Annotated in this window: 16 protein-coding genes; 2 read left to right on the plus strand and 14 right to left on the minus strand. The window is 55.2% G+C overall.

Translation table 11 applies throughout. The annotated features are described in order from the left end of the window. Window position 1: 1 nt before the first annotated feature. The 12 genes from FEF65_RS05455 to FEF65_RS05510 all read right to left on the minus strand — a co-directional run bounded on the left by FEF65_RS05455 (window position 2) and on the right by FEF65_RS05510 (window position 13,099). Entirely contained in the window at window positions 2–2,221 is a 2,220-nt protein-coding gene (locus FEF65_RS05455) for a hybrid sensor histidine kinase/response regulator (protein WP_138238789.1), read from the minus strand. Beyond that, the gene (locus FEF65_RS05460; protein WP_138238790.1) at window positions 2,221–3,084 is read right to left on the minus strand and encodes an ABC transporter substrate-binding protein; all 864 of its coding nucleotides are present in this window, start codon (window positions 3,082–3,084) and stop codon (window positions 2,221–2,223) included. The genes FEF65_RS05455 and FEF65_RS05460 overlap by 1 nt, the downstream gene beginning before the upstream one ends. Window positions 3,085–3,087: 3 nt before the next feature. Continuing rightward, window positions 3,088–5,016, minus strand: coding sequence for a TonB-dependent receptor plug domain-containing protein (locus FEF65_RS05465; RefSeq protein ID WP_161595184.1), 1,929 nt, complete (start codon window positions 5,014–5,016; stop codon window positions 3,088–3,090). Between the two features lie 112 nt (window positions 5,017–5,128). Continuing rightward, a complete protein-coding gene (locus FEF65_RS05470) occupies window positions 5,129–6,127 on the minus strand; it encodes a DUF3616 domain-containing protein (protein ID WP_161595185.1) in 999 nt (332 codons plus the stop codon). A gap of 89 nt (window positions 6,128–6,216) precedes the next feature. After that, on the minus strand, window positions 6,217–7,143 hold the full coding sequence (locus tag FEF65_RS05475; protein WP_138238793.1) for a 3'-5' exonuclease: 927 nt from the start codon (window positions 7,141–7,143) through the stop codon (window positions 6,217–6,219). A gap of 444 nt (window positions 7,144–7,587) precedes the next feature. Next, the gene (gene nusB / locus FEF65_RS05480; RefSeq protein WP_138238794.1) at window positions 7,588–8,025 is read right to left on the minus strand and encodes a transcription antitermination factor NusB; all 438 of its coding nucleotides are present in this window, start codon (window positions 8,023–8,025) and stop codon (window positions 7,588–7,590) included. Next, window positions 8,025–8,516, minus strand: a complete 492-nt coding sequence (gene ribH / locus FEF65_RS05485; protein WP_138238795.1) for a 6,7-dimethyl-8-ribityllumazine synthase — start codon at window positions 8,514–8,516, stop codon at window positions 8,025–8,027. The genes nusB and ribH overlap by 1 nt, the downstream gene beginning before the upstream one ends. Next, the gene (locus FEF65_RS05490) at window positions 8,513–9,727 is read right to left on the minus strand and encodes a bifunctional 3,4-dihydroxy-2-butanone-4-phosphate synthase/GTP cyclohydrolase II (RefSeq protein WP_138238796.1); all 1,215 of its coding nucleotides are present in this window, start codon (window positions 9,725–9,727) and stop codon (window positions 8,513–8,515) included. Before FEF65_RS05490 ends, ribH begins: the two co-directional genes overlap by 4 nt. Before the next feature lie 63 nt (window positions 9,728–9,790). Then, window positions 9,791–10,390: a riboflavin synthase gene (locus FEF65_RS05495; RefSeq protein WP_138238797.1), complete on the minus strand. Its 600-nt coding sequence runs from the start codon at window positions 10,388–10,390 to the stop codon at window positions 9,791–9,793. A 692-nt stretch (window positions 10,391–11,082) separates the two neighbouring features. Further along, window positions 11,083–11,340, minus strand: coding sequence for a DUF4911 domain-containing protein (locus tag FEF65_RS05500; protein ID WP_138238798.1), 258 nt, complete (start codon window positions 11,338–11,340; stop codon window positions 11,083–11,085). Then, window positions 11,341–12,324, minus strand: a complete 984-nt coding sequence (mltG, locus tag FEF65_RS05505; RefSeq protein ID WP_238701202.1) for an endolytic transglycosylase MltG — start codon at window positions 12,322–12,324, stop codon at window positions 11,341–11,343. Continuing rightward, the gene (locus tag FEF65_RS05510; protein ID WP_238701203.1) at window positions 12,317–13,099 is read right to left on the minus strand and encodes an aminotransferase class IV; all 783 of its coding nucleotides are present in this window, start codon (window positions 13,097–13,099) and stop codon (window positions 12,317–12,319) included. The genes mltG and FEF65_RS05510 overlap by 8 nt, the downstream gene beginning before the upstream one ends. Window positions 13,100–13,138: 39 nt before the next feature. On the opposite strand from FEF65_RS05510, the gene ilvA reads away from it, so the two are divergent. Then, window positions 13,139–14,650: a threonine ammonia-lyase, biosynthetic gene (ilvA, locus tag FEF65_RS05515; protein ID WP_138238799.1), complete on the plus strand. Its 1,512-nt coding sequence runs from the start codon at window positions 13,139–13,141 to the stop codon at window positions 14,648–14,650. A 104-nt stretch (window positions 14,651–14,754) separates the two neighbouring features. On the opposite strand, the gene FEF65_RS13495 is transcribed toward ilvA, so the two are convergent. Beyond that, entirely contained in the window at window positions 14,755–14,931 is a 177-nt protein-coding gene (locus tag FEF65_RS13495; protein WP_162847941.1) for an NF038104 family lipoprotein, read from the minus strand. A 139-nt stretch (window positions 14,932–15,070) separates the two neighbouring features. On the opposite strand from FEF65_RS13495, the gene FEF65_RS05525 reads away from it, so the two are divergent. Next, window positions 15,071–16,129, plus strand: a complete 1,059-nt coding sequence (locus tag FEF65_RS05525; protein ID WP_138238801.1) for an LptF/LptG family permease — start codon at window positions 15,071–15,073, stop codon at window positions 16,127–16,129. Between the two features lie 271 nt (window positions 16,130–16,400). On the opposite strand, the gene FEF65_RS05530 is transcribed toward FEF65_RS05525, so the two are convergent. Then, window positions 16,401–17,171 carry an inositol monophosphatase family protein gene (locus FEF65_RS05530; RefSeq protein WP_138238802.1) on the minus strand — a complete coding sequence of 257 codons (771 nt, stop codon included), beginning with the start codon at window positions 17,169–17,171 and terminating at the stop codon, window positions 16,401–16,403. Window positions 17,172–17,352 lie beyond the last annotated feature (181 nt).

Genomic DNA, 17,352 nt, shown 5'->3' on the forward strand with positions numbered 1-17,352 from the left:
CCTACCTCAGCAACACACGTGAAACCTCGGCACACAGATCGCCTGCATGATAAGGCTTGCTGACAAAACCGTCATAACGCAACTCCCCTTCATCCGCATCCAGGGTCGTCTCACTGTAACCGGTCAGAATCACCACCTTCATTGCATCATAGCGATTGCGAATCGCCCGCAGCGTCTCCAGTCCGCCGATACCGGGCATATTCATATCCAGCAGAACGAGATCAGGCCTGACGACACCTGCGGCCAGCACCTCCAGTGCCTCCTCACCGCTGGCCACCGTATGCACCTCAAGGCCGGAGCTTTCAAGCACACCGGCCCCCACCTCGCGCAACAGTTCTTCATCATCCACCAGCAGCACACAGCCGCTGATCGCCGGTAGTTCCGGATGCAGTGGCTCGCTCTGCTCAGCCGCCTTTTCCGGCTCCTCATAGAGCGGCAGCGAGATTTCGAACGATGTCCCCTTGCCGGGCGCAGAATCCACCGCGATCTGTCCGCCAAGTTTTTCGACAATACCATACACCATGGCCAGACCGAGACCGGTTCCCTTGCCCGTTTCCCTGGTGGTGAAAAACGGCTCGAAAATTCGCTTCATCACCGTGTCGGTCATACCGACACCGGAGTCCACGACACGAATCACCGCCCGACCACCCTTCAGGCGCCCCATCAGTGACAAGCGGCCACCATCAGGCATGGCATGCAACCCGTTAATGGCAAGGTTCATCAACACCTGATGCAGCTGCCCCGGATCACCGGTCACCCTCAATCCCTGGTGGCATTCTACCGACACATGCACGCGACGATCACAGGTCTCCCTGATCAGACCTGCCACCTCATCCAGCAGTGAACAAATCTCGACTGTTTCACGGCGCATGGTGCCCTTGCGGGCAAAACCAAGAAGGTTGCCGGTCAGCTCGGAGGCTCGCTTGGCCGCCTGCATGATCCGCTCGGCATAATGCTGACTCCGCACATCATCACTGATCACATGCCTGACCAGCAGATCGGCATTACCAAGAATGATGGCAAGAAGGTTATTAAAGTCATGCGCAATGCCGCCGGCCAGCTGCCCTACCGCCTCCATTTTCTGAGCCTGCATCAGGTTGTGTTCCAGCACCTTGAACTCGGTCAGATCCTGAATCACACCCTCAACGCCCAATGGATGCCCTTCACTGTCGGTTACCAGGCGGGCGTGCAGCAGACACTGCAGCACACCGCGATCATGCGACATCATCTGCACATCACGACTGACAATACTCTCTTCACGTAACAGCTCGGCCACCAGCAGGTCCCGATCGCCATGGGTTCTGAACAGTTCGGTGGTACGCCGGATATGTTCAAGCATCTCCGGCTCGGTCTCATAACCGAACATCCGGGCCATGGCCGGATTACACTGACGTATCGTGCCATCGATGTCCGCCATATACATGGCAACGGGGATATGAACAAACAGCTCCCTGAAGCGCCGCTCGGACATCGCCAGCGCCATGGTATGAGCCTCGATGGCATGACGATTTCCGGCGAGCGAATCGGTCATGCGGTTAAAGCCAATGGCGATACGGGCCAGAGGCTCTGGAATATCGGCGTTGATGGTAACATCCAGCCGGCCATCGGCCACCGCATCCACGGCGTAAACCAGTTCATTAAGCGGACGGCCCAGCTGCCTGATCGCCAGCCATGCCATCCACCAGAAGAGCAGCAACAGCACAATACTGATCACCGCCGAAGTCATCAGTGCAGATGACAGAGCACCATTGACGACGGCACGGGAAAGCGTCAACACGCTGTAACCGATCACCTCACCACTTTTGGTGTGCATGGCGGCAATGACCCGCTCCTGTTTACCCCCATTGATTGTTTCATAGAGCAGCCCCGACTGAAAAGAGGCCGTCAACTGAGATACGGTTAACGGTTCATGGCTGCCCTTGATCTGAATCATGCGCTGCCCGCTGGCATCATAGATATCCACGGCCAACACATCCGGAATTGCAACCACACTGGCAGCACCGTCACGGACGAAGTCCGTTTCACCGAGCTGCACACCGAGCTGGATACCCTGCTCAAGACCTGCCGACAATGAGCGCCCGTTTTGCTGCAACATTGTTTCCAGCGAGTTACTTTCGGTCCACCAGATCACCGCAAAGAAGGCCAGAAAAACCGCGGCTGCAGCGAGGGTCAGAGCCACATACAGGCGCCCCGTCAGCGAGAGATGACGATTGTTGTGCATTACTCGCGCCCTCTGACCACGCTGTCAGGCGTACGGATACTCAGGCGCATGTGCGCCGGATGCTCGAGCGGAATCCCTGCTGCCACGGCACCGGCCAGAATCCTGTTGGCCATCACCGCAGCCTGCTGGCCGATCTGATGGACATCGGGCGTCCATGCCAGCAGTGCGCCGGCCCGAACATATTTTTCCGACAGTCCAACCAGGGTTTTGCCCTTTTTGGCCAGCGCAAACAGCAACCGGAGTGTATCAGGCGCCACACTCTTGTACTCCATCTGCATCCAGTAACAGTCGGCCCCCTTCATCTGGTTATTCATCTCCGTCCAGATATCACCTTCAGGCCAGGCACGGGCGGCAAGCAGCAACCCCCGCTTTTTGAACAACTCCGCTGCCTCTTTGACATAATCACCGGAATATTCGGGGTTATAGTAACTAAGTACCATGGCTCCCGGTGCCAACAAACGCGAAAGCTCATCGGCAACCATCTGCGGGGCCGGACGCAAATCAATACCGGTCAGAGGAATCCGCTGCTGCAGTTTGGCACGAATCGTCATCGACATGACAGAAAGGACAGGAATACGAATATCTTCCTGTAAGGCCGCCTGCAATGCATCCTCGCCCACCACAATCAGCAAATCCGGCTTGCGCTCGACAATACGCTGCAGCTGAGCCACCTCCTCGCTGATATCCCCGTTCTCGACACCCGAGAACAGACGCACATCATCCGCTCGCAGCCCCTGCTGTATCGCCTGCACCGCTTCCACATGCGGCCTGTGCCTTTCCGATAAAAGCACATCCACCTCAACGGCATTCACCATGGGCACTGCCAGCAACAGCAGCACCGAAAACAGTAGCAACCTTCTCATTACTTAATACGCATAAGAGAGCGAAAGCATAAACTGACGCTCATATATCGGCAGATCCGACATCGTCGGTGTCGCAAGCGGACTGTATATCTTGTGATTAAACAGATTCTTCACAGAAAAGCTTGCACTGGGCCCTGCCACCGGGTTGCCGGTACGCATGGCCAGATCAGCCACCCATGTAGGGGCGAGTGCAGGCCGGGGATCTCCCAAAGCACGCTGCTGGGAGCCTGTCCACTGTACATCTCCGTGCAGATGCGTATCAAATGGCAGCGGTGCATCACCACTGATGCGCACCATCTGATTGGGTACACCGGGCAATTTCTGACCGGTGGAGCTGTTACTACCGGTTTGCCAGGTATAGAACAGCGAGCCGTACAATCCTTTCTGCACATCGGCACGCAGCTCTATCTCCACCCCTTTCAAATCCGTACGACCGGCATTAATGGTCAGCGGACTTGGAGCAATCCGGGCGATCTGGCGATTGTAACGGCTATAGTAGATGTTGCTGTCCAGATGCCAGATACCATCATGGGCTGATCCGCCCAGCTCAAAGGTATCGACTGTTTCAGGTCGAATGGCCGTATTGCCGACAATGGACGGGTTATTGCTTGAGTAAAGCTCGATAAAATTGGGCGCACGGAATGCATGCCCGTACATCGCCTTGATATCGAGCATATCCGACGGGCTCCAGATAGCGGCAAAACGGGGCGAGAAGTGGCTGCCGACATCAGAGTAGCGCTCCATGCGCAGACCGGTGGTAAGGGTCAGTTGTGAAACAGGAGACCACTCGTTCTGGATCACCAGTGCCGGCACCTGTCGCACGGCATTACGGTTGTGATTGAGCGTCGCTGAAACATCCACCCCGTTGTTATAGGTGCGTACACCATACTGCCGGATATGGTCATAGCCCAGACTGAGCGTCCACTCCTGCTTTTTCCAGCCACGGTAATGCAACAGCCCGCGCCCGGTGAGGGTCAGATCCTTCACCTGTGAGCGAACAGTCAGTGCCCCCCCGTACAACTGCCAGTTCGGATCCAGGTTAAACAGATCGGCATCCGTACGCAGCTCTGCATCCCAGTCATCGCCCTCCTGCTTCCAGGTCAGGGCCGCCACACTCTGACGGATGGCAATATCGGTACTGTGATCAATCTGGTTGGTACCATCAAGCAACGAGCCCCTGCGCTTGTTGGCCTGCATGGCAAACAGTGACCAGTTTCCGGACGAGTACGATAAAAAACCAGACTGCTGGCGACGCCAGAAATTGGTAGTACCGCTCGCCCCCACAGCATCCCGTGCCACCGGCAAACGGCTGCCATGGGTGGATGATGCATCCAGACTCAGCATCACCTTCTGCTCGGCGTTATTGTTACCGGTGGTGATATGGCCACGCTGCAGACCGTTATTACCGGCTGAAACTGACGCCCGCGAGCTATGTAACCCATCGGCAGTATTGGTAATGACATGAATCACCGCAGCCATGGCATTGGAACCATACAGAGCTGATCCGGGACCACGGATAATTTCAATCCGGCGCACATCATCGAGCGGAAACTCATCAAAAAGATAGTTCCATGAGCCGGAATAAGGGTTATTCACGCGATGGCCGTTAATCAGCAGCAGGGTTTTTTCCGCCTCGGTGGTTTTAAGGCCGCGTACGGTCAGGGTATTGCTGGTACCGAAATCCTGAGGGTAGCTGATACCAAGTCCGGGTACCGTTTCCAATGCATCAATCAGGGTATGGGCACCCATATCACGAATCTGTTGCTCGGTAATCACAGTGACAATGGCCGGAGCCTGCCCCAGTGCCCGCTGCGACTCGGTCGCCGTAATGACGCTATCCTGCTCATCAAAAAGAAGATCGACCGGTGTTTCCGCCCTTGCAGGTGCGGCAGCAGCCAGCATGATCAACAAGCAGCCAGGCTTCCATACCATAGCGCCCCCCCGATTCCCGTGTTTAAACCCCTTTCGCATAGTACGATTTCCCCTTGAACAAGCAAGTGCCTGTTGATGCTGCTTGCTGCCCCACAGCAAGCTCATATCCATATCACTGCCGATACTGCGCATAGCGGAAGCGCTTGCTTCCTCTCTTCACCTGTTTGCAGGCACCATCGGCAAGTTCGACAGCACCATCATCATAGAGCACGGTCACCGTGCCAGCGCGCACAACCAGTGCTTCCGGCGCCGAGCCCGGACCGGCATCCAGCTTGCTGAGCAGAACCGGTGGCGTCTCCTGATGCGGATGCCACTGATACAACCTGAACGGACCACCGGCAGCGGCTCTTCCGGCGATAATAAGCATACGCCCCTTATCGGCATCATATGCCATATCGCGCAGCCCCAGCCCGCCAAGATCAAGCAGCTGCGGCAATCCGAACCGTGCCCTCACACCACTCCCGCGCATCAATGCGGCCGGATTTTTCAACTCAAGTACCACCGCCTTGCCTTCAATAAGCGGGTTACGCAAACCGATCAACAGCGATTGCTCCTGCGGCCATGCGGCCAGTGCCTCGATATTCACCCCGTCCCGTTTCGGAGCCAGCGCCTTAACCCGTTTTTGGTCAAGCCTGGCCGCCCGCTCCAGAGCACGCATCACGACTGTGACCTCTGCACGGTCTGAATCCCAGCTTTGTGCATCAAGCGCATCCTGCAGCAGCCGACTGTAACTGCCTCCCCAGGAGAGGCTCACCGCTGATAATGGTGACTCACTGACGAGATCCGTGGCAAACAACCGGTAACGATTCGGATGCAGCACGCCTTTACCATTGCGCCCGTGAGAGGTGATCCAGTAGATCCGCTGCCCCAATCTGGCGGCCCCTTCAATATCGCTCTCCCGATCAGGTTCCGGGAGCTTCATCCCGGCAGTAAAATCAAACTGCGCGAGCGGCCCGTGGACATGCCCGTTCATCGCATAAAGCTGCAGTCGATCGCCCTCATCTTCTCCGACCAGAATCCCGTTCTGCCCCACTGCAACGGCGGCCGAAGCGTCACACACTCCGGAGAAGTAACCTTCGCCGGAGAATGCAATTGACTGAAAAGAAATCATAATTACTGCAAAAACAAAAGAAGAAACAGACCACCCCATCAGCATGACACAGCAACGGGGAGCAATGCAATCATCACCCTGAAACCACCTCAGCCTGCATCAGGCAAAAACTCTCGAACGGAATAACGATCCTGCGCCGAGATCTCTCTGGCAGAGTACGTCACCGCCCTGCCCGCATATACCGTCCCCCCCAGCCACAGCTCCTCAGCGGCCACATCGGTCATGGCCACCACCTTGCTCCACACTCCCTTCTTCACATGACCGGAGCGATCGGTAAATGCAGCGTCGGCCAGCCAGTTATAACCCCGCTGTCTGAGTTGATCCTTCATTTCAAACGGAGCACCGATGGCGAAAAAGCGCTTGCTCTTCTCGCGCGCTTTCAGCAGCAACGCCTGCATGGCCCGCTGTCCGGATTGCGGTAGCTGCCGGGTTAACAGATGCAGCGTCGCCTGCGCATCGATCACTGCCCTGTGACCATCAAAAAAGTAACCCAGGCAAAAAGCGATATAATCGAGCTTCCTGCTTCCAATTCCCTCAGCCTGCCAGTCGATTTCCATCAATGTGCAGGCCCAGTTTTTCTCCCGTACCAACGGAAAACGGCGCTCAATCATCTGTCGATCAAATGCCGCATTATGGGCAATCAGCAGGTCGGCCTGCGCCAGCCAGTGTGTGATCTCATCATCATTGAGGTGCTGACCGGCCACCATGGCATCGCTGATGCCCGTCAGCTGTTTGACCACATCACTTAACGGCTCACCCGGATCCTCAAAACCATCGTATGCATGCAGCACCTGATAGACCTGTCCGGAAGCAGCGTCATAGGAGAAAGCAACAAAACCAAGTTCGATGATTTTATCTCTGGCGGTATCAATACCTGTTGTTTCCGTATCAACAACCAGACCGATGCGTGCTGTTGATGGCGCGCCATCAAGATAACGGGCGGGCGGATTCAACCGCTCCAGCACACGATAGCGACCGCTCTTCTGTAAATGTTCTATTGCATCCGTATCATTCATATCTATCCAACCATTAAGGAAGCGCTGATTCATTCGGTGCTTCCGAGCGAGCCATGGACGGCTCGCCAAATCAGACGCGTAAGTGCCTGATTTGTAAGCAAAGACAAAACAACGCTTTTGTCTTTGCGAACTGATTTTTGCCAGGATGGCAATAAATCAGCATCTCCTTAAGGAAGCGCTGATTCATTCGGCGCCTGCGTACGGAAACTGGCAATCACCGCAACCCGACGACACCACCAGATCGGAGGCCTTTGGCCACTCGGCTTACCTGGCGCTGTCTGTATCACTGACACGCGCCTGATGCGCCTCATCATTCGCATTGACAGACCGACATTGATGCCTGTTTCTGAACCATTATTTCATAAATAACAGAACGGCATCTGCAGTCGGCCATGGCATAGGCAGAAGCAGCTTACAAGGCACTGCTTCTGCCGTGATCAGCCCTTATTTTTTATCTTTCACTTCATCCGGACGCAGTTGTCTTGCCAGGTTATCCAGCACACCATTGATAAAACCGCGCGGTGCCTCACCGGCATAATCACGGGTCAGCTCAAGCGCTTCATTGATAATGACTCGATAAGGAATCTCCAGACGATTCTGCATCTCCCAGACGGCCAGACGGATCACATTGATCTCAACCTGGGCAACTGATCGCAAACTTCTGCCGCGCACAGCTGTTTTAATAATTTCATCGAGCGCATCCACATGATCGGTAATCGCATATACAGCCTCACGCAGATATGCCTCATCCTGATCTTCCCGCTCTTCATGCTGCAAACGGGTCGCCAGCAGATCGGGAATCATACCACCGTCCTGAGCTGCCGAACTCCATGCATACAATGTTTCCAGCGCCGATTCTCGCGCCTGATGACGATTCGCCACTATTCCTCCAGCTTCTGCTCTATATACTGTAACTGACGCGCCACTTCGATTGCGGTCAATGCTGCTTCTTCACCCTTGTGCCCGTGGGCACCACCGATTCGCGCCCGTGCCTGCTCGACGGTATCAAGCGTCAACACACCGTTGCCCACACCGATATCCCCGCGCTGGGCAACCACACCGATGGCATCCATCGCCCCCTGGCAGACATAGTCAAAGTGAGCTGTATCGCCACGGATCACACAACCGAGACAAACGATGGCATCAAAGCGCCCGGAGTTGGCCATTTTGGCCGCAATCGTACCAATCTCAAAAGCACCCGGCACATGAATGATCATCAGATCTTCATCAAGGCTGCCATGCTCTTTCAGAGCACGAACAGCACCATCAAGCAGTGCCTCGGTAATTTCGGTATTAAAACGACTGACAATAATGCCAACCTTCAGCCCTGTGGCATCCACATTTCCCGCCAGGTGCGGTGCATCAAGACTCATGCCTTGCCTCCTTTCAAATCCAGCAGGTGCCCCATCTTCTCCCGCTTGGTTGTAAGATAGGCGATATTGTCCTCATGCGAGGAGGTTTCCAGCTGAACACGTTCACATACTTCCAGACCATAACCATCCAAAGCGATGATTTTCTTCGGATTATTGGTCAGAAGATTCAATCTTCTCAAGCCAAGATCACGCAGAATCTGGGCGCCGATACCGTAGTCCCGCAAGTCGGCCTTAAAGCCGAGTTTGTGGTTGGCCTCAACCGTATCATGCCCCTGATCCTGCAGGTTGTAGGCTCGCAACTTGTTCAGCAGGCCGATACCCCGCCCTTCCTGACGCAGATAAAGAATCACCCCTTCACCGGCTTCGCTGACCTGTCGCATGGCGGCATGCAGCTGTGAGCCGCAGTCACAGCGACGAGAGGCAAACACATCACCGGTCAGACACTCTGAGTGGACACGCACCATACACGGACGTTCAGCCGATGGCTCACCCATCACCAGTGCCACATGTTCGGCACCATCAATGGCATTGGTGTAACCGATCATACGGAATTCACCAAACTCGGTCGGCATACGCACTTCAACCTCTCGCTTGACCAGTGAGTCATGCTGCAGGCGATGCCTGATCACGTCGGCAATCGTGCCCACCTTGAGGTTGTGTTTACGGGCAAACTGCTTGAGCTCGGGCATGCGCGCCATCGAACCGTCATCATTCATAATCTCGCAGATCACACCCGCCGCTTTCAAACCGGCCAGACGGGCAAGATCGATACTGGCCTCGGTATGACCGGCACGCACCAGCAGGCCGCCATCACGTCCCACCAGAGGGAACACATGGCCCGGGGTATGAATATCGGCCGGCGTTGCGTCATCGCGTATTGCCGTCCGAATGGTATGCGCGCGATCAAACGCCGAAATACCCGTGGTCACCCCTTCCGCCGCTTCAATAGAAATGGTGAAATTGGTTTTAAACTTGGCATTGGTATTGGCCACCATCAACGGCAATTGCAGCTGATCGGCGTGCTCCTGCGTCATGGCCAGACAAATCAGACCACGACCATGCGTGGCCATAAAGTTAATGGCTTCCGGAGTCACCCACTCTGCGGCCATGACCAGATCGCCTTCATTTTCGCGATCCTCATCATCGGCCAGAATAATCATGCGACCGGCGCGTAACTCATCAATCAATTCCTGACTGCTGGCGAGACTCATTGGGGCTCCTGTAAATAGTGATGCAAACCCGCATCGGGCAAGCTGCTTATCATGTTGTTCTTTTTAGCGACCGGCAAACTGACTCAACCGTTCTACGTAACGCCCGTACATATCGGTTTCAATATTAACGGCATCACCCTCAACAAGCTGACCAAGTGAGGTATGAGCAAGCGTATGCGGAATCAGATTCACCGAGAAACGACATTCATCTACTGCGTTGACCGTCAGACTGACACCGTGCACAGCCACCGAGCCCTTCACCACCACATAGCGGGCAAGTGATACCGGCAGCTCAAACTCAAGTACGCGGTGCTCACCCACCTCGGTCAGCCGGCAGAGATGCCCCATACCATCGACATGACCACTGACCATATGACCGCCAAGTGCATCACCCATACGAAGGGCAGGCTCCAGATTCACCGCATCACCCACGGCCGCCGATGAAAAACAGGTCAGCGCCAGGGTTTCAGGCGAAAGTGTTGCGGCAAAACGATCTGTTGCAGGAAATGCTGTCACCGTCAGGCAGCAGCCATTGACGGCAACCGAATCACCAAGCTGCCACCCCTGCATCTGCAGCGAGGTCTGCACCTCGATATGCATCTGCTGAGGCTCGCGCCTGACTACGGCAATTCGGCCTACATCCTGAATAATTCCGGTAAACATCGCCGCACCCTAACCCGATTTATCCTCGACGCCATGCGTTTTTAATTCCACGACCATCGGCGCCGGATGATCGCCCCGGGAATATGCAGATAAATAAAAGTATCGAAGCCGCAGCCTCTTTTGATCAGGGCCGCCTATTTCCGTCACGCCTGTGAATAGTCACAGAATATATAACTACCTTTTCAAGTCGTGGCTTACCCTGTTCTCGCGCACGGCCTGCATTGGCAGTGGAGATGTCATTGTATTGCCATCCTGACAACAATCAGTCCGCCAAGACAAAAGCGTGACAAAGAGGCAGGAAGCCGATTGGATGGCCAACAGCCGCCCGCAGGGCAAGGGCATGATGCCCGAGTCATTATGTCTTTACTTACAAATCAGACACTTACGCGTCTGATTTGTCTCGCTGCATCCTGCAGCCACAGGGAAGCGCCGAGTTAATCAGCGTTTCCCTGTGGCTGATTTAAAATCACTTCCCCTCAGCACTGCATGATCAGCGCTACGACTTCGAAAGCGACTTGCGGGCACTTGTTTGATACAACGACTGGCTGGCATCCTCCCCCATGGCAGGCATGTCGAACATAATCGCCCTCGGAGTGATCCGATATATCGGCTGCGCGGGCAGATATATCATTTGCCATCGGTACATTTGATTGCATACAACAGTATTCACTACCCCTCTGCGGGCAGCGGATTCACTGCGGATCAGCGGGCTTTTGCCACAACCATTCACCGGTAATCCGGCAACCAATGGCCTCCGGCAGGCTGTGCAGCCAGGCATAAGCCTCTTCACGCTGACCCGGAGTCGTCCAGAACTGCTGACGTCCGCTGACCCGATCAAAACTGCGAACCACGCCGAGCCCGTCTTCTCCCTGCAGGATCGATTGCAACAAGATCTGCTGCTGTTGCGGAATTTCCAGCTCGATAATCAAAACCTGGTCGATATCACTCATCTATTTACCCTGGTTACGCTGGCGCTCAATACGAACCCACTGGCGCACGTTTTTATCATGCTCGGCCAGCGTCGAGGCAAAGGCATGACCGCCACTGCCATCGGCAACAAAATAGAGATAACTGACATCTGCCGGCGCTGCCGCTGCACGCAATGAGGCAGCACCCGGATTACAGATCGGTGTCGGTGGCAAGCCCTTGCGCGTATAGGTATTCCAAAGCGTATCGGTGGAGAGATCCTGCTTGTGGATATTGCCCGAAAAAGAGCCTTTGGTGCGGTAAATACCGTAAATCACGGTCGGATCCATCTGCAGCGGCATCCCCTTTTTCAGGCGATTATGAATGGCCGCCGATACCAGCGGACGCTCGCGGTCCAGAGCTGTCTCTTTCTCAATCACAGAAGCCATAATGCGCAGCCGCTGTTGCTGTTCGGCATCGCTGGTCAGGCTATCGAGCAGTTGTTGCTGGGCCTGCACTATCGTTTTAAGCAGCCGCTGCGGATCCAGCGGTTTCGTATACTCCCATGTTTCCGGCAACAGCCGCCCTTCTGTTTCACCACTGATCAGCGACTTCAGGCTCTGTTGCCATTTTTCTACCGGAACTCCCGTCTGTGTCGCCAGCAACTGTATGATTTCGTCATTGCGCAACCCTTCCGGTACCGTCACACTAAAATGCATGACATCGCCCTTTTCCAGACGCTGCACAATCGTCCGCATCGAATCAGCATGCTCAAACCGGTAAAGGCCGCTCTTCAGCCCGTTTTCACCATGATTCAAACGCAACCACAAACGGAATACCAGTGCTGAGGAGACCACCCCTTTTTCCTCCAGCATACGGGCGATATGGCTGCTGGCTGTCCCCGGCGGAATCATCAACTCCACTGCTGAGGCCGGCGCATAAGGCTTGCCCACCTGAGCATAAAACCAGCCTCCGGCTGCCAGTGGCAACAGCAGCAGGGCCAGCAACAACCATATCAATTTACGCATCCATATCCTCCGGAACACCGGCATGACCGGCGAGGCAGGTGGTCAACTCATCACACCGGCCCGCCTTCATGAGCACCCCTTTCTCACTGATGATCGAGCCAACGTTACGAACAAAAAAACCACTTGCTGTCAGTGCGATAGCCTCACAATCCTCAAGCCATGTCACAGGGCATGCAGCCTCATGCACAACGCCCGCCAGAATCAGCTGCTGCCTGATAATACCCGGCAGGACCCCTGCGCTTAACGCCGGCGTCCACCACTGACCGCCTCTGCGAATCATCACATTGGCCGTCGCTGCACAAAGCAGCTGCTGCTCATGACTAAACAGTACATTGGCATGCCCCACCCCCTGCAATGCCCGCAAGGTAAGCGCATAATCGGCTGTAAATTTCGCCACCCGTGCGGCCGGCGGGTGATGCCATTCGAGCAGCGTTAACTGAACCGGCTGTAACTGTGCATGATACGGCATCGCCTGAATCCTGATGACCGGCTCACCGCCAGCAGCAAACAGCCCCCATGGCGCTTCACCACCCGATACCGTCAGCCGGATCAGTACATCATGGCCATGATCTGCCGCAGCACGAATACAACCGGCATAAAGCCGGGCCAGATGATCATCGTTCAATCCAATGGAAAACGCCTGTAATCCCCGCTGCAACCTCGCCGCATGCAGCGGCCAGGCAAAGATCTCGCCCCGGATCACCCTGAACGTCTCGAAACAGGCCTCGGCATAACCAAGTCCCCGCTCCATTTTCCCGATCACCTCAATTTTCAAACTCGAATCCGCCTGACATTCATGGTAGAAGCCGCCCCTATGTGCGATTTATACCTTGAAGCTATCGAACAGGCACGCGTCTATGATGTCGCGATCGAATCTCCGCTGGAGCTTGCCCCCAAACTATCCGCCCGTCTTCATAATGAAGTGCTCTTCAAACGTGAGGATCTGCAACAGGTTTTCTCATTCAAGTTGCGCGGTGCCTACAACAAAATTGCCCAGTTAACCGATGAAGAGCGCCAGCGCGGTGTCATCTGCGCATCGGCGGGCAACCATGCCCAGGGCGTAGCGCTTGCCAGTCATCGTCTTGGCATCACCGCCACCATCGTCATGCCGGTCACGACGCCCGAGCTGAAGGTGAATGCCGTACGCCGTATGGGAGCCAATGTCGTTCTCTTCGGTGACAACTATTCCGATGCCAGCGTCGAAGCCGATCGTCTCTGCCGTGAACATCAGATGACATTCGTCCACCCCTACGATGACCCCCTGGTCATTGCCGGCCAGGGCACCATTGCTGAAGAGATGATGCGCCAGTATCCGGGTGATCTGGATGCGGTATTTGTCCCCATCGGTGGCGGCGGTCTGATTGCCGGCATCGCGCTGTATCTGAAAACCCACTCACCGAACACCCGTATTATCGGTGTTGAACCGGTCGATTCCGCCGCCATGCATGATTCCATCAGGGCTGGCGAACGCGTGACCCTGCCGCAGGTCGGCATCTTTGCCGATGGTGTCGCCGTCAAAAAGGTCGGCGAGTACACCTTTGATCTGGTCCGGCGCTATGTCGATGACATTCTTCTTGTCGATACCGATGAGATCTGTGCCGCCATCAAGGATATTTACGAGGATAATCGCTCGATTGTCGAACCAGCCGGTGCGCTGGGCGTAGCCGGCCTGAAGAAATATGTACGCCAGACCGGTGTGCGCGGCCAGTTACTGGCAGCCATTAACAGTGGCGCCAACATGAACTTCGACCGCCTTCGCCATGTGGCCGAGAGAACAGAAATGGGCGAAGGGCGCGAAGCGCTGTTTGCCGTCACCATCCCCGAGCGCCCCGGTTCATTTCTCGAGTTCTGCCGCATTATCGGCAACCACAACATCACCGAATTCAACTACCGCATGTCCAGCCGCAGTGAGGCGCATGTATTTGCCGGCATCAGTATTGCCAATGCAGCGGAGGCGGAAAAGCTGCAACAGACCATGGAAGCAGCCGGACTGCCGACACTGAACCTGCTCGACAATGAGCTGGCCAAGCTGCATATCCGCCACATGGTTGGTGGCCGCTGCCCGCTGGTGGAAAACGAACTGCTCTATCGTTTTGAGTTCCCGGAACGGCCCGGTGCCCTGCTTGAGTTTTTAAGCCGCGCCGGTGGACGGTGGAATATATCCCTGTTCCACTATCGCAACCATGCGGCCGCATTCGGACGTGTACTGGCCGGTGTCGAAGTACCCCCAGGTGATCGGGAGGCATTCGAGCAGTACCTTGACGGACTTGGCTATCCCTATGTGAATGAATCGGAAAACCCTGCCTACACCCTGTTCCTGAAATAACAAAACGAAGGGCCCGTTGTGATCAACGGGCCCTTCGTTTTTCATTCACTGGCAGATGCTGACTCTACTGTCGTCGATGGCTCGCACACGTAAGCCTGAAAACGTTACTTCTCTTTTTTATCGCCCTCGCCATCACTGCTGACAGCATCAACCACAGCGCCCCCGACCTTGAATGGCACCTTGATCACCTCGGTGGTCACATCCACTGCCGTACTTACGGCAGTGGCTACACAGCCACCCAGCAATGACAGCAGTGCAAGCAAATAAAGCATTCGTTTCATCATCACCTCACGCCACCATACTGACACGACGCAATGACAGAGCCAGAAAAATTGCTGCCGGCAACCACATTCACATCGCCCGGGATAAATACACGGTCACCACTTCCACTGACTGACATTGGCGCATAGCGTTACCCCCATGCCTGTCGTTTTCCGCTGGATATTTTTCGGTTGCCTGAGTCGTTCGCTGATCACCATGTCAGCGCTGCTGGCCATATTTATTATCGTCGAATCGTTCGATAAAGCCCGTTATCTCGGGCACGGCCTAGACGCCGCACTGATGATCGAATACATGCTGCTGAAGATTCCCTTTATGCTCGCCGAGTTCATGCCGATTATCGTGCTGATCGGTGCCAGCCTTTATCTGATCGAGCTCTCCCGCAATCAGGAGCTGGTTGCCATCCGGGCAGCAGGCATGGGCATCAGCAAAATTCTGATTCCGCTGGCGGCGGTCGCCGGCATGGCCGCCCTGACCAGTTTTATCATCGGTGAATGGGTCACCCCTGTCACCAACCAGCGCCTCGACTCGATCGAAGAGATTCATATCCAGCACAAACAGAGTAATAAGCAAGGCATTCAATGGCTTAAGGATGGGCGCAGCTTTTTCCGTCTGACCCCGCTGGCAGACCACCAGTTTGCCATGCTGGTGCTGAAAACCGACCCGCAGGGCAGCTGGCTTGAGCGCATCGACAGCCCCCGCGCCAGCTACAGCAACGGTGTATGGCACCTGAGCAAGGCTCTGATCAGTACCCCTACCGATGATCAGATGATGCACATGGAACAACGGGAAACAATGGAAATCATTTCCGATATCGGCCCTGAGGCGGTCGAGCTGCCCAATGCCCATCACATGAACTTTGCCGAGCTCCATCGCTATATCGGTGAGCTGAAACATGCGGGCCTGGGTACGGGTGCATATACCTATGCACTGCAACGTAAATTTTCCGCACCATTCGCATGCCTGCTGATGGTGATCATGGCTGCTGCACTCTGCCTGCATGCCGGCAATCGCAACAACCAGGCTTCATGGGGGCTGGTCCTCTCACTATCACTGGGCCTGGCATTCTATGTCTTCGGTAATGCCGGTTATCTTTTGGCCGGCAGCAACCGGATTCCGCCTGCTTTTGCTGCCTGGCTGCCAAGTCTGGTATATGGTGGTACGGCAGTGTTTCTGCTGTTACGCCGGGAAGGGCACTAAAAGTCCCTGAAGCCCGTACACGATGGACTGAAGGTTTCCCGCCAGCCCCGCGCTACAAACCTCCCTTCCCTCTTTTCAAACAATACGCATAAACATCTGATTTATAACAGGATAATAAGCCGGACTTTTACCTCTGGTGGCATCCATGGCAAAAGAGCTGTGCATCGGCAATGTACTGACAAGCTGCAAAGCGGACAAAAAAAGAGGAGAGGCATCACACCTCTCCTCCTCCGGATTCATGCTGACTGTTCGGGCGGGAAAGCCCCGACAGTTATACTTTCAACAGTGCTGCAACCTTGGCATGCAGATCAGGATTGGCAGCCAGGATATCGCCCTTGGTCAGATCCAGCGTGCCGGACTCAAGATCGGTTGCGATACCACCTGCTTCCTGAACCAGCAGATAGCCGGCGGCAATATCCCACTCGCGCAGACCTGCCTCCCAATAGGCATCCAGACGACCGGCAGCGACATAGGCAAGATCAAGTGCGGCAGAGCCACCCCGACGATATCCGTCCATGGCACGCATACATGCATCCATCCGCTTCTGGAACAGATCAACCGTATCGCGGCGATATGGCGGCATGCCTGAGGCAAACAGGGCATGATCCAGGCGCTTTTCACCACTGACACGCAGACGTCTGCGATTAAGGAAGGCGCCGCCACCATTACGAGCCTCAAATGTTTCATCCCGGATCGGATCATGAATCACGGCCAGCATCGGCTTGCCCTGCTTCCATGCAGCGATGGAGACGGCAAAATGAGGATAGCCATGAATAAAGTTGGTTGTGCCATCAAGCGGATCAATATACCACTGAATCGCCGCATCCGGATTGATGCTGCGCTCCATCTCCTCACCGACAATGCCGTGATCCGGGTAGTGTTTGGAGATCTCGCGTACGATCAGGGCTTCAGCGCGCTGATCAATGTCGGTCACATAGTCACGATCGCTCTTTTTACTTACTTTCAGGTCATCACGCTCATCATAGGCGCGGGCAATCAAATCCCCCGCTCTTCTGGCAGCCCTAACGGCAACGTATAACATGGAAAACTCCTGCTTCGATGATGTCGCATGCGATGATATCAAGCCCGTGCAGCTGCAGGCGCGGCGCACTTTAGCACATCATTCTGTAAATGGCAGCGCTGATACTGATTGCCATCCATTCTTCCTTGATCATCACTTCATCGATATGATGGCTGACGCCCTTAAAAGCGGGCGGGAGAGC

The organism is Mariprofundus erugo (genome assembly GCF_005818865.1).
GTDB lineage: Bacteria > Pseudomonadota > Zetaproteobacteria > Mariprofundales > Mariprofundaceae > Mariprofundus > Mariprofundus erugo.

What these genes read in the sequence shown, in the direction of transcription:
- FEF65_RS05530 (WP_138238802.1), bottom strand. Translation starts at nt 17,171, where the DNA reads ATGTTATACGTTGCCGTTAGGGCTGCCAGAAGAGCGGGGGATTTGATT.
- FEF65_RS05495 (WP_138238797.1), bottom strand. Translation starts at nt 10,390, where the DNA reads ATGTTTACCGGAATTATTCAGGATGTAGGCCGAATTGCCGTAGTCAGG.
- ribH (WP_138238795.1), bottom strand. Translation starts at nt 8,516, where the DNA reads ATGAGTCTTGATGCACCGCACCTGGCGGGAAATGTGGATGCCACAGGG.
- FEF65_RS13495 (WP_162847941.1), bottom strand. Translation starts at nt 14,931, where the DNA reads ATGAAACGAATGCTTTATTTGCTTGCACTGCTGTCATTGCTGGGTGGC.
- ilvA (WP_138238799.1), top strand. Translation starts at nt 13,139, where the DNA reads ATGTGCGATTTATACCTTGAAGCTATCGAACAGGCACGCGTCTATGAT.
- FEF65_RS05525 (WP_138238801.1), top strand. Translation starts at nt 15,071, where the DNA reads ATGCCTGTCGTTTTCCGCTGGATATTTTTCGGTTGCCTGAGTCGTTCG.
- FEF65_RS05465 (WP_161595184.1), bottom strand. Translation starts at nt 5,016, where the DNA reads ATGGTATGGAAGCCTGGCTGCTTGTTGATCATGCTGGCTGCTGCCGCA.
- mltG (WP_238701202.1), bottom strand. Translation starts at nt 12,324, where the DNA reads ATGCGTAAATTGATATGGTTGTTGCTGGCCCTGCTGCTGTTGCCACTG.
- FEF65_RS05460 (WP_138238790.1), bottom strand. Translation starts at nt 3,084, where the DNA reads ATGAGAAGGTTGCTACTGTTTTCGGTGCTGCTGTTGCTGGCAGTGCCC.
- FEF65_RS05470 (WP_161595185.1), bottom strand. Translation starts at nt 6,127, where the DNA reads ATGATTTCTTTTCAGTCAATTGCATTCTCCGGCGAAGGTTACTTCTCC.
- FEF65_RS05455 (WP_138238789.1), bottom strand. Translation starts at nt 2,221, where the DNA reads ATGCACAACAATCGTCATCTCTCGCTGACGGGGCGCCTGTATGTGGCT.
- FEF65_RS05500 (WP_138238798.1), bottom strand. Translation starts at nt 11,340, where the DNA reads ATGAGTGATATCGACCAGGTTTTGATTATCGAGCTGGAAATTCCGCAA.
- FEF65_RS05475 (WP_138238793.1), bottom strand. Translation starts at nt 7,143, where the DNA reads ATGAATGATACGGATGCAATAGAACATTTACAGAAGAGCGGTCGCTAT.
- FEF65_RS05490 (WP_138238796.1), bottom strand. Translation starts at nt 9,727, where the DNA reads ATGAGTCTCGCCAGCAGTCAGGAATTGATTGATGAGTTACGCGCCGGT.